Genomic DNA, 12,721 nt, shown 5'->3' with positions numbered 1-12,721 from the left:
TTATCACCTCTTAAATATTAAGGAGGCTGGGTCTGCTATTTAACGATTACCCTGCTTTATACTTTCTATAGTACCAATATTTTTGTAAAACACTTTTCCTGACAGGAGGTGATTTGGGCTTCCTATTTTTATTTCTCCGACATCTCATAAACAGGCTTACAGCCAATAATATCTTATACGGTCTTTTTCACAAAGTGAGTATTCTGTCTAAAAAAGCATGTTTAACGTATGGGCTATTTCAATTATTACTTTGATAAAGCAATGCTATCAAATTTGTTGCTCTACTTGTGTCAAATGACAGAAAAGCTGTACCGTTAATTTTTCGCATAACAAAAGGATGATCATTACATAGAGCTTAGATGAACTTTTTGTCAATAAGAACTCTGCGGCTGATTTACAAAGCTGCCTTAGTTTTAATAGTCTAAATGAATTTATAAGTTAAATATTATAAAAATTTTAATTAATATTTATAAAATATACAGGTTAAAGTTAGGTTTTATTCGATGTAATCGCTTTCTTTTTTAGTTTTTATAAATTCTTTCATCAAAAAACGTGAAATAAATAACAATTCAAATGCGAAAAAAATCTTATTTCATTTATAAAAAACCTCTAAAATGGAATTTGTAATAAATGAGAAATTAATGATTCTCAAAATCGAAAGGAGTAGTTAACATGACTCAAAAAAGCCCTATTCATGTTTTTTCTGAAATTGGAAAATTGAAGAAGGTAATGTTACATCGTCCTGGAAAAGAAATCGAAAATCTTATGCCAGATTACTTAGATCGTCTTTTATTTGATGATATTCCCTTTTTAGAGAATGCTCAAAAGGAGCATGATGCTTTCGCTGATGCGCTTCGGCAAGAAGGTGTAGAGGTTCTTTATTTAGAGGAACTTGCAGCTGAGTCACTTGTGAATGATGACATTCGGGAACAATTCATTGATGAATACTTGTCTGAAGCTAACATTCGTGGACGAGCAACTAAAAAAGCTATCCGAGAATTACTGCTGGAAATTAAAGATAATAAAGAATTAATCGAAAAGACAATGGCCGGTGTTCAAAAGTCGGAGATTGCTGACAGGTTAAGTGGTGAAGAAAAGGGTCTGACTGACCTAGTGGAATCAGATTATCCTTTTGCGATTGATCCAATGCCAAACTTATATTTCACACGTGATCCTTTTGCAGCAATTGGCAATGGTGTATCATTAAATCACATGTTTTCTGAAACCCGTAACCGTGAAACCCTCTATGGTAAATACATTTTTACCTATCACCCAGAATACGGCGGCAAAGTGCCATTGGTTTATAATCGTTCTGAATCCACTCGTATTGAAGGCGGCGATGAACTGGTGCTTTCTAAGGATGTTTTGGCAGTCGGTATTTCACAGCGTACGGATGCAGCTTCAATTGAAAAATTATTAATTAATATTTTCAAAGAAAATCTTGGATTTAAAAAAGTACTTGCCTTTGAGTTTGCTAATAATCGTAAATTTATGCATCTAGATACAGTCTTTACCATGGTTGACTATGATAAATTTACTATTCACCCTGAAATTGAAGGAGATCTTCGTGTTTACTCCGTAACATATGAAGATAATAATTTGCATATTCAGGAAGAAAAAGGAGATCTTGCTGAACTGCTGGCTGAAAACCTTGGCGTTGAAAAGGTTGAATTGATTCGCTGCGGTGGAAATAATTTGGTTGCTGCAGGTCGCGAACAATGGAATGATGGTTCAAATACCTTGGCTATTGCACCAGGTGTTGTAGTTGTTTATAACAGAAATACCATCACAAATGCCATCCTTGAATCTAAAGGTTTGAGATTGATAAAAATTGAGGGTACTGAGCTGGTTCGTGGACGTGGAGGACCACGTTGTATGTCTATGCCATTTGAACGCGAATCTATTTAACAGCTTTGCAGCTTATGGTAATCTTATTATGGATATATAGCGTGGCTTGACAGGCTTTGTACTAGAATGGATTTATCAAGAACTGATGAATCTAATGATTAGCATTTTTATAAAAACGAAGCATAGCAGATTGATCCTGTTTGCTTAAAACAATAGTAAAGGAATAATTTAAAGGAGAAAAACATGACTCAAGTATTTCAGGGACGCAGTTTCCTAGCTGAAAAAGATTTTACACGTGCTGAATTAGAATATCTTATTGATTTTTCAGCTCATTTGAAAGATTTGAAAAAAAGAGGGGTTCCCCATCATTATTTAGAAGGAAAAAATATTGCACTTTTGTTTGAAAAAACATCTACGCGGACACGCTCTGCTTTTACGACTGCAGCCATTGATTTGGGAGCTCACCCTGAATACTTAGGGGCGAATGATATTCAGTTAGGTAAAAAGGAATCAACTGAAGATACTGCAAAAGTATTGGGCCGTATGTTTGATGGTATTGAATTTCGTGGTTTTAGCCAAAGAAAGGTTGAAGAACTTGCTGAATTTTCTGGTGTCCCAGTTTGGAATGGCTTGACAGATGAGTGGCATCCGACACAAATGTTGGCAGATTTTCTTACTGTTAAAGAGAATTTTGGAAAATTAGAAGGCCTTACTCTGGTTTACTGTGGCGATGGTCGTAATAATATGGCCAATTCACTCTTGGTAACCGGTGCTATTCTTGGTGTTAATGTTCGTATTTTCTCACCTAAGGAACTCTTCCCAGCAGATGATATCGTTAAATTGGCTGAATCATATGCTAAAGAAAGCGGAGCTAAACTGCTGATTACAGAAGATGCAGATGAGGCTGTTAGAGGAGCAGATGTCCTTTACACAGACGTTTGGGTGTCCATGGGTGAAGAATCTAAGTTTGAAGAACGTGTTAAATTATTGAAACCTTATCAGGTTAATATGGAATTAATCAAAAAAGCCGGCAATGAAAACCTTATTTTCCTCCACTGCTTACCAGCATTTCATGACACTAACACTGTTTACGGAAAAGATATCGAAGAGAAGTTTGGTGTTAAAGAAATGGAAGTGACAGATGAGGTCTTCCGCAGTTCTTATGCTCGGCAATTTGATCAAGCAGAAAACCGCATGCATACCATTAAAGCTGTGATGGCTGCAACTCTGGGTAATTTATTTATCCCTAAAGTATAAGTGATAACAGACAGCTAGGAGAGCTGAGACTAATTTTCTTAGTTCAGCTCCCCTTTTTATTTGGTAATAAAGGAGGCAAAATGACAAATCGTAAAATAGTAGTTGCATTAGGAGGTAATGCCATTTTAACATCGGATCCATCGGCCGATGCTCAAAAAGCTGCTTTAGTTCAGACAGCTAAACATTTAGTGAAATTAATAAAAAATGGCGATAATTTGATTATTACTCATGGTAATGGTCCGCAGGTTGGTAATCTGTTGTTACAAAATTTGGAAGCGAACTCTGAAAAAAATCCCGCTCTTCCTCTTGATTCTTTAGTGGCCATGACTGAAGGTTCTATTGGTTACTGGCTTCAAAATGCTCTTGAAAATGAGCTGATTAAAGAAGGACTGGACAAGGAAGTCGCATCTGTAATAACTCAAGTCATCGTTGATAAAAACGATCCTGCTTTCAAAGACCTAACCAAGCCGATTGGGCCTTTTTATAGCGAAGAAGAAGCTAAAGAAGAGGCTAAGAAAACCGGAGCAACGTTTAAAGCGGATGCTGGCCGTGGCTGGAGAAAGGTCGTTGCTTCTCCAAAGCCAGTAAGTATCAATGAATTAGGAACAATTAAGACTCTGGTCAACTCTGGAGGAATTGTCATTGCTAGTGGTGGGGGAGGTATCCCTGTTGTTAAAGAGGATAATGGTACCCTTAAAGGAGTTGAGGCAGTCATAGACAAGGACTTTGCTTCTGAGAAATTAGCGACTTCAATTGAAGCAGATTTATTTATCATTTTAACTGGAGTGGACTATGTTTTTGTTAATTACAATAAACCAAATCAAAAGAAGCTGGAACATGTCACTGTTGCAGAGCTAGAAGAATATATCCAACAAAACCAATTTGCGCCTGGTTCAATGCTTCCAAAGGTTGAAGCAGCAATTTCCTTTGTGAAAAGTAGGCCCAATGCTAAAGCTGTCATTACATCGCTTGAGAATCTTGGAGCATTGGTAGAAAATGAAAGTGGCACTATTATTGAAAGTGTTAAAGGTTAAAAGAGGAGAACATTGTTATGTCAGAAAAACCTAAAAAAATAGGCTTAGTAGCCTTAACAGCCTTAATTATCAGTTCATCTATAGGTTCTGGGATATTTGCGATTCCAACCGACATGGCATCTGCAGCGGCTCCCGGAGCGGCTTTAATTGCTTGGTTAATCGCAGGTCTGGGTGTTTTAGCTTTGTGCCTGTCTATTGTCAATATTGGAAGAAAAAAGCCAGAACTATCTGGGATTGTCAGTTATGCTGAGGATGGATTTGGTCCATTCAGTGGCTTTATCAGTGGCTGGGGTTACTGGCTCTCGGCGTGGTTAGGTAATGTTGCCTTTGCTACTATGATGATGAAAACGTTAGGACGTTTTTTCCCAATTTTTGGCGAAGGCAATAATATCGTTTCAATAACCGTTGCATCAGTTATACTGTGGTGTATGTATTACATTGTTAATAGAGGTGTTGAAGGGGCAGCTTCACTGAATACTATCATCACCTTATGTAAGCTCGTTCCTCTCGCACTATACATTGTACTGGCTATCTTATTCTTTGATTTTGATACCTTCATGAATAATTTTTGGGGCACTGCTTCTGGAGGCTTTGAATTTGGGAAAATAATGGAGCAAGTTCAAAACTCAATGATGGTCATTATGTGGGTATTTGTCGGTGTTGAAGGGGCAGCCATGATGTCTGATCGAGCCCAAAGCAAGTCTATTATTGGGAAATCAACAGTTCTTGGTCTTCTTGGTCTCCTAGTCATATATGTGTCTGCTTCCATTTTGCCTTATGGTATTATGACACAAGAACAAGTTGCAGCATTACACAGTCCAGCGATGGGATATGTTCTTGTAGATAAAGTGGGAAACTGGTTCCCAGTTTTAGTTAATATTGCCCTTATTATTTCTATATTTGGTAGTTGGCTATCTTGGACAATGTTGCCTGCTGAAACAACATTAGTTATGGCGAATCGCCACTTGCTTCCTCAAAAATTTGGTGAGTTAAATGCTGCTGGCGCTCCTACTTTTTCACTTGTATTTATGACAGGGTTAACACAAATTTTCATGTTTACTCTACTTTTCACAAATCAAGCTTACCAATTTGCCTATTCACTATGTACAGCTGCTATCTTTGTTTCTTGGCTTTATGTTACCTTGTATCAAACAAAACTGTCTTTCAAACTTGGCGAACTGCCACAAACCCTTGTAGGATTAGTTGGTTCAATCTTTTATTTGTGGGCTATTTGGGCTTCTGGCATTGATTATTTCCTTCTGTGTTTGATTGTCTATCTTTTAGGAATTATTCTTTATCGTCAAGCCAGAAAGGAAAAAGGTATTACAGAAACATTTTCAGCTAAAGAGAAGGTTCTTTTAGTATTGATTGTCGCCGGCGCTGTTATTGCACTTTTTAGACTCTTTACAGGACAGATTTCAATTTAATAAAATCATATGTTTAGTTGTCATAACTGAAAATTGGACTTAAGAGAGAATAAGAAGTAAAGTTGATATATAGATCGTGTTACTTGTCAATCAGATGAGGACGTTTCGTAAAATCTTCTCAGGACAGGTTATTTCCTGACAAGTGCTGTTTTTCACGGAAATAACTGTTACAATAAAAATGGGTTGAATTAGAGCTAGACTAATAAACAGACTTTTGATGTTTAAAAAGACGAGTTGATTTAGATATGGAAAGGGGTAAACAGATGAATATTCAGCCTTTTGGTGTTGAAGAATGGCTTAATGTATGGGAAAATGATGCTATTTATGATATTGCAGGCAGTTCAATTTCTTCAATGACTTTAAAAGAAATTCTTTCCATAGGAGATAAACCTCAAGAGGTCCTAATTGATGAACTTTTAAAAAAGAAAATGAATTATGGCTGGATTGAGGGTTCTCCTGACTTTAAGGAAGAGGTAGCTAAATTATATGATCATGCTAAACCTAATCAAATTTTACAAACAAATGGAGCGACTGGAGCTAATTTTTTAGCCTTGTATGCCCTGATTGAAAGGGGCGATCACATTATTTCTTTATATCCGACTTATCAGCAACTTTATGATATTCCTAGATCTTTTGGAGCTGAAGTTGACTTTTGGGAGATAAAAGAAGAGAATAATTGGCTGCCCTCACTTGATGACTTGCAGCATTTAATCAAGCCAAATACTAAAATGATTTGTATTAATAATGCCAATAATCCAACAGGTGCTGTCATGGATCGCTCTTTCTTGGAAAAGCTTGTTGAGCTAGCAAGAGCAGCTGATATTTATATACTATCAGATGAAGTTTATCGTCCTTTAGAAGAGGAACTTGATGTTCCGGCTATTTATGATCTTTACGATAAAGGAATTTCAACGCACAGCCTATCCAAAACCTATTCAGTTCCTGGTGTGCGCGTGGGGTGGATTGTTGCAAATGATGAGTTATCTGATTTATTTAGAAAATACCGCGATTATACGATGATTTGTGCAGGTGTTTTTGATGACTATATCGCGACGCATATTCTTAAGAATAAAGACAGAGTTATCGAAAGAAATAAAAAAATAGTTAGCGAGAATTTACAGATTGTAAAAGATTGGGTTGCCAAAGAACCTCGCGTATCACTGGTTGTTCCCAAAAAAGTATCAACTTCATTTATTAAACTTGATATCCCTGAGGAAACAGAACCATTTTGTATCAGGTTATTAAAGGAAAAAGGTGTTCTTTTGGTACCTGGAAATAGATTTGATCTACCTGGTTATGCTAGACTGGGATATTGTACTGATAAGGCAACTTTAATTAAGGGCTTAAGTGAGTTGTCTGAGTTTCTAAGACAATTTGATTAGCTGTTATCTATGGGTGTCACTTGTCATATCAAATGTAATAAGTTCACTAATGAACTAGAATTCTGTGTTTAGGTTGTTTGGCTTAGTCCAAGCAACCTTTTGGCATTTTGTTTAGTCGTTATAGAGTCTTTAAACTGTTATTTATTTTTAAGCGATCATCATAAATAATGGAACTACATTATTTAATTATGATATAATTGAATTGACTATATAATATATATTGGGAATGTTTATGAATAAATTATTGCGCCAAAGTAAGATAAAAAAAATAATAAAACTAAAATCTATAGGTACTCAAGAAGAATTGAAGCGTCAGCTTGAATTGGAAAAAGTGTTTGCAACTCAGGCAACCTTATCCCGAGATATGCGAGAACTAGGCCTTTTTAAATCACGAGATAAAGAAGGACGTTTGTATTATGAAATACCTGAAAATAGTGTAAGCATTTTTACACCAGCCATGCTTTATTATATTAAGAAGGTTTCTCACTCAGAGTCATTGCTAGTTCTTCATACAAATTTAGGAGAGGCAGATGTTTTGGCTAATTTGATCGATGAAGCCGGTAGTTCTGAAATTTTGGGAACAGTAGCTGGTGCTGATACGCTTTTAGTTATCTGTCGTGATAAAGAGACGGCTAGCCAACTAGAAAACGATGTTCTGTCCAGCTTATGAGTTCATTTGAAAAAGCTCTTGAAGCTCTGATTGCGCTGCTGCGAGAACACGACAGTGTCATCGCTTATCAAGCTGTTGAAAAAAAGATTAAGTCTCTGCCGGAGCTCAGCCATTTAGTTTATAAAATGAAAGCCTATCAGCAGGATGCTGTGCTTTTTCAAAAGATTGAAAAGGCAGAAGCTCAAAAAGAAGCAGACCAGCAGGCGGAGAAACTGGGAAAAAATCTAGATGGTCTTCCAATTGTCCAGGATTACCGAGCCAAGATGCAGGATGCCAGCGATCTTTTGCAGTATGTCACAAAGACGTTGGAAGACAGGATAAATGAGGAGTTAGGAAATGACTAAGGAAAAGCTCTCTCCGGGAATGAAGCAGTATTTGGATATCAAAGAAGATTATCCAGATGCTTTTTTACTTTTCCGCATGGGAGATTTTTACGAACTTTTTTACGAAGATGCTGTCAAGGCTGCCAGAATTTTAGAAATCAGCCTAACCAGCCGCAACAAAAATGCAGACAATCCCATCCCTATGGCGGGGGTTCCCTATCATTCAGCTCAGCAGTATATTGATGTTTTAGTTGAGCTTGGTTATAAGGTTGCTATTGCTGAACAGATGGAGGATCCGAAGACAGCGGTCGGTGTTGTTAAGCGTGAAGTTGTTCAGGTCATCACACCAGGGACACTGGTGGATTCGGCTAAACCGGACAGTGCCAATAATTTCTTAGTTGCTCTTGATACAGATGGCAGTCGTTTTGGTCTGTCTTATATGGACTTATCAACTGGGGAATTTTATGCGACGACCTTAGCAGATTTAACAGCAGTCAGAAGTGAGGTGCTTAATCTTAAGGCGCGTGAGCTGGTTCTTGGTTTTGACCTTGATGAAGAAGCAGAAAATATTTTCCGCAAGCAGATGAATCTTCTGCTGTCTGTTGAAAAAACGGTTTATGAGGATCTTCATCTGCTGGACAGCCAGCTGACTGATTTGGAGCTTGCCGCAGCCGGTAAGCTTTTGCAGTATGTACACACAACCCAAAAACGAGAACTGAGTCATTTACAAAAGCTTGTACACTATGAAATTAAAGACTATTTGCAAATGACCTACACCACCAAATCCAGCTTGGACTTGTTAGAAAATGCTCGCAGCGGGAAAAAACACGGCAGTCTCTATTGGCTTTTAGATGAGACAAAAACAGCCATGGGAACGCGGCTTTTACGGACTTGGATTGATCGTCCTTTGGTTAGCCACAAGCTTATCAGCAAACGTCAGGATATTATTCAGGTTTTTTTGGATCAGTTTTTTGAGCGCAGTGATTTGAGTGACAGTTTAAAAGGAGTTTATGATATTGAGCGTTTGGCCAGCCGAGTCTCTTTTGGCAAAGCCAATCCTAAAGACCTCTTGCAGCTAGGTCAGACCTTGGCTCAGGTTCCAATCATTAAAGCTATTTTGGAAAGTTTTGACAGTCCTGCTTTGGAGGATTTAGTCGGTCAAATCGATCCCCTGCCAGAGTTAGAAGAGCTGATTCGCTCAGCCATTGATCCTAACGCACCAATGACGATTACAGAAGGTAGTATTATTCGTGCAGGTTTTGATGAGACCTTGGATAAATACCGCAAAGTTATGCGTGAGGGAACGGGCTGGATTGCTGATATTGAGGCTAAAGAACGAACAGCCAGCGGTATTTCCACCTTGAAGATTGATTACAACAAAAAAGACGGCTACTATTTCCATGTCACAAATTCCAATCTTTCTTTGGTACCTGAGTATTTCTTCAGAAAGGCAACCCTGAAAAATTCTGAGCGCTTTGGTACAGCAGAGCTGGCCAAAATTGAAGGTGAGATGCTGGAAGCGCGAGAGGAATCAGCTAATTTAGAGTATGATATTTTCATGCGGATTAGAGCACAGGTCGAAACTTATATTGAGCGTCTGCAAACTCTGGCTAAATACTTAGCAACTGTTGATGTTTTGCAAAGTCTCGCAGTGGTTGCTGAAAACAACCACTATGTCCGGCCAGTTTTTAATGATGATAAGATTATCAGCATTGAAAATGGTCGTCATGCGGTGATTGAAAAAGTCATGGGCTCTCAAGAGTATATTCCTAATACGATTCATTTTGATCAAAAGACCAGTATCCAGCTGATTACGGGCCCTAATATGAGCGGAAAGTCCACCTACATGCGTCAGCTTGCTCTGACTGTGATCATGGCGCAAATGGGCTCTTTTGTTGCAGCAGATTCGGCTGCTCTGCCTGTTTTTGACGCTATTTTCACCCGTATCGGTGCAGCAGATGATTTGATTTCCGGCCAGTCCACCTTTATGGTCGAAATGATGGAAGCTAATCATGCAATCAAAGCTGCTGATGAAAACTCTCTGATTCTCTTTGATGAACTGGGACGCGGGACAGCTACCTATGACGGGATGGCTCTGGCACAGGCAATTATTGAATATGTTCATGATAAAATTAAGGCTAAAACCATGTTTGCTACTCATTATCATGAATTGACAGACCTGTCAACTACATTGACAGACCTTGTCAATGTCCATGTTGCGACTCTGGAAAAAAATGGAGAGGTGACTTTCCTGCACAAAATTACAGATGGTCCGGCAGATAAATCTTATGGGATTCATGTAGCAAAAATTGCCGGTCTGCCTAGAGATTTATTAAACCGTGCCGATCATATTTTGGCAGACTTGGAAAAGACCAGCGCTGCCGTTTCGGTTAATCTAAAAAATGATAAAACCCCTGAACAGCCTGCCCAAGAACAGCTGTCGCTCTTCAATATCAATGATGATTATAAGGATTTGTTGGAAAGATTAAGACAGCTGGATGTTGCCAGCCTAACCCCAAGAGAGGCCATGAATGCTCTCTTTGATTTAAAAGATATGCTATAAACAAGGGAGTTATCTCAAATGAGATTGCTCCTTTGTTTTATGTTATAATAGACACATTCCAGTGAGGTAACTTATGTCAAAAATTATTGAATTGCCAGAAATATTAGCCAATCAGATTGCTGCCGGTGAAGTCATTGAAAGACCGGCCAGTGTCGTTAAAGAATTAGTTGAAAATGCCATTGACGCTGCCAGCAGTCAGATTACGGTAGACATTGAAGAATCGGGTCTTAAAAAAATTCAGGTGACAGACAACGGTCAGGGAATGGAGCAGGCTGATGCAGCGATGAGTTTGCACCGCCATGCTACTAGTAAAATCAAAAGTCAGGCTGATCTTTTTAGGATTCGTACGCTTGGTTTTCGCGGAGAAGCTCTGCCTTCCATTGCTTCAGTCAGCCGTTTAAGTATAAAAACTGCTAGTGATAGAGAGAGCTATGGAACCTTTCTTTTGGCTAACGGGGGCAAGGTTGAAAAAGAAGAGGCCGTCAGTACGCCAGTCGGAACAAAAATAACGGTTGAGGATTTGTTTTTCAACACCCCGGCTAGGTTAAAGTATATGAAAAGTCTGCAGGCTGAGCTAGCTCATATTATTGATGTGCTTAACCGTCTCAGTCTGGCTCATCCTGAGATTGCTTTTACTCTAATTAATGACGGCCGTGAGTTAATAAGAACTTCAGGCAACGGTGATTTACGCCAAGCTATTGCGGGTATTTACGGCCTTAATACGGCTAAAAAGATGATTGAAATTTCCAATGCTGACCTTGATTTTGAGGTATCCGGCTATATCAGCCTGCCTGAGCTGACAAGGGCAAACCGTAATTATATCACCATTCTCATCAATGGGCGCTATATTAAGAATTTTCTGCTGAACCGGGCAATTTTAGACGGTTACGGCTCTAAGCTGATGGTGGGGCGTTTTCCGATTGCGATTATCGATATTCAGATTGATCCTTATTTGGCGGATGTCAATGTCCATCCTACCAAGCAGGAAGTCCGCATTTCTAAGGAAAAGGAGCTGATGCAGCTTATCAGCTTAGCTATTGCTGAGAGCCTCAGGAAACAAGACTTAATTCCTGATGCCCTGGAAAATTTGGCTAAATCCAGCACCTACCATAATCATAAAGCGGAGCAAACTTCTTTGCCTTTGAAGCAGTCCACTATCTATTATGATAAGGATAAGAATGATTTTTTCCTTAAGGAAGCGACTGTCGCAGAAAAATCAGCGAAGTTTACACAAGTTGACAGTTCTGTAAAGGAGTCTGTTGACAGTCCATCAGCCAGTGCAGTCAAATATGCTGAGCGCAGGGCCTACAGCCAAGATGGTAAAGACCACCCTGATATTGTCTTAAAAGATAAAAATCAGAAGCGACAGCTCAGCAAACTTGTCAAAGATTTGGAAAATGAAGAAGTTTCATCTTTCCCAGAGCTAGATTATTTTGGTCAGATGCATGGAACCTATCTCTTTGCTCAAGGAGAAGGCGGTCTTTATATTATTGATCAGCACGCTGCACAGGAACGTGTAAAGTATGAGTATTACCGTGAAAAAATCGGTCAGGTTGACAGCAGTTTACAGCAGCTTTTGGTGCCTTATTTGTTTGAGTTTCCAGCTAATGACTTTGTGACTCTGCAGGAAAAGATGCCAATTCTCAATGAAATCGGCATCTATCTGGAAGCCTATGGAGAAAATACTTTCATTTTAAGAGAGCACCCTATCTGGCTGCAGGAAAAAGAAATCGAATCTGCTATTTATGAAATGTGTGACATGCTGCTTTTGACAAATGAAGTGTCCATAAAAAATTATCGGGCAGAGCTGGCTGTTATGATGTCCTGCAAGCGCAGTATCAAAGCTAATCATACCTTAGACGACTATTCTGCTAGGAACCTTTTGAGCCAGCTGTCACAGTGTAAAAATCCTTACAACTGTCCGCACGGCCGGCCGGTTTTAGTCAATTTCACCAAGTCTGACATGGAAAAGATGTTTCGCCGGATTCAGGAAAACCATACTAGTTTGCGAGAGCTGGGAAAATACTAAATAAGCCAATTAGTAAATAAAGAAGCGTGGATCATTGGGCAAGCAGCTTTCAGAATTTATCGATGCCATTTTGCATTGTTAGCCCCCTTATCTATAGGATAGCTTATATCAAGACTGACCCTACTCTTTATCAATTAATATGCCTCTTTTTTCGTACATTCGGTATTCTCGTGTTTTCCCTCTCTTAA

9 protein-coding genes are annotated in these 12,721 nt (G+C 38.8%); all 9 read left to right on the top strand.

All coding sequences use genetic code 11. The features are described 5' to 3' along the window. Positions 1-672: 672 nt before the first annotated feature. The 9 genes from arcA to mutL all read left to right on the top strand — a co-directional run bounded on the left by arcA (position 673) and on the right by mutL (position 12,533). Positions 673-1,908: an arginine deiminase gene (arcA, locus tag SRA_RS08715; protein WP_003089940.1), complete on the top strand. Its 1,236-nt coding sequence runs from the start codon at positions 673-675 to the stop codon at positions 1,906-1,908. Positions 1,909-2,091: 183 nt separating this feature from the next. Next, entirely contained in the window at positions 2,092-3,105 is a 1,014-nt protein-coding gene (gene argF, locus SRA_RS08710; protein WP_003089938.1) for an ornithine carbamoyltransferase, read from the top strand. 80 nt (positions 3,106-3,185) lie between these two features. Next, on the top strand, positions 3,186-4,139 hold the full coding sequence (gene arcC / locus SRA_RS08705) for a carbamate kinase (protein WP_003089935.1): 954 nt from the start codon (positions 3,186-3,188) through the stop codon (positions 4,137-4,139). Between the two features lie 17 nt (positions 4,140-4,156). Further along, the gene (arcD, locus tag SRA_RS08700) at positions 4,157-5,566 is read left to right on the top strand and encodes an arginine-ornithine antiporter (protein ID WP_003089933.1); all 1,410 of its coding nucleotides are present in this window, start codon (positions 4,157-4,159) and stop codon (positions 5,564-5,566) included. A 263-nt stretch (positions 5,567-5,829) separates the two neighbouring features. Beyond that, positions 5,830-6,948, top strand: a complete 1,119-nt coding sequence (locus SRA_RS08695) for an aminotransferase (protein ID WP_003089932.1) — start codon at positions 5,830-5,832, stop codon at positions 6,946-6,948. Between the two features lie 232 nt (positions 6,949-7,180). After that, positions 7,181-7,618 carry an arginine repressor gene (gene argR / locus SRA_RS08690; RefSeq protein WP_003089924.1) on the top strand — a complete coding sequence of 146 codons (438 nt, stop codon included), beginning with the start codon at positions 7,181-7,183 and terminating at the stop codon, positions 7,616-7,618. Further along, positions 7,615-7,962, top strand: coding sequence for a YlbF family regulator (locus tag SRA_RS08685; RefSeq protein WP_003089922.1), 348 nt, complete (start codon positions 7,615-7,617; stop codon positions 7,960-7,962). The genes argR and SRA_RS08685 overlap by 4 nt, the downstream gene beginning before the upstream one ends. Continuing rightward, complete coding sequence (gene mutS, locus SRA_RS08680; RefSeq protein WP_003089919.1) at positions 7,955-10,504, top strand: DNA mismatch repair protein MutS; 2,550 nt, start codon at positions 7,955-7,957, stop codon at positions 10,502-10,504. The genes SRA_RS08685 and mutS overlap by 8 nt, the downstream gene beginning before the upstream one ends. 73 nt (positions 10,505-10,577) lie before the next feature. After that, positions 10,578-12,533, top strand: a complete 1,956-nt coding sequence (gene mutL / locus SRA_RS08675; protein ID WP_003089917.1) for a DNA mismatch repair endonuclease MutL — start codon at positions 10,578-10,580, stop codon at positions 12,531-12,533. The last annotated feature ends 188 nt before the right edge of the window (positions 12,534-12,721 follow it).

This window comes from Streptococcus ratti FA-1 = DSM 20564, from assembly GCF_000286075.1.
In the GTDB taxonomy this organism is placed as follows: domain Bacteria; phylum Bacillota; class Bacilli; order Lactobacillales; family Streptococcaceae; genus Streptococcus; species Streptococcus ratti.
Note: the sequence above shows the minus strand (reverse complement) of the source record. Positions and strands in the feature narration are given on the sequence as shown.

Coding starts and splice junctions, on each gene's coding strand:
- argF (WP_003089938.1), top strand. CDS start 2,092: ATGACTCAAGTATTTCAGGGACGCAGTTTCCTAGCTGAAAAAGATTTT.
- arcC (WP_003089935.1), top strand. CDS start 3,186: ATGACAAATCGTAAAATAGTAGTTGCATTAGGAGGTAATGCCATTTTA.
- mutS (WP_003089919.1), top strand. CDS start 7,955: ATGACTAAGGAAAAGCTCTCTCCGGGAATGAAGCAGTATTTGGATATC.
- mutL (WP_003089917.1), top strand. CDS start 10,578: ATGTCAAAAATTATTGAATTGCCAGAAATATTAGCCAATCAGATTGCT.
- SRA_RS08685 (WP_003089922.1), top strand. CDS start 7,615: ATGAGTTCATTTGAAAAAGCTCTTGAAGCTCTGATTGCGCTGCTGCGA.
- arcD (WP_003089933.1), top strand. CDS start 4,157: ATGTCAGAAAAACCTAAAAAAATAGGCTTAGTAGCCTTAACAGCCTTA.
- argR (WP_003089924.1), top strand. CDS start 7,181: ATGAATAAATTATTGCGCCAAAGTAAGATAAAAAAAATAATAAAACTA.
- SRA_RS08695 (WP_003089932.1), top strand. CDS start 5,830: ATGAATATTCAGCCTTTTGGTGTTGAAGAATGGCTTAATGTATGGGAA.
- arcA (WP_003089940.1), top strand. CDS start 673: ATGACTCAAAAAAGCCCTATTCATGTTTTTTCTGAAATTGGAAAATTG.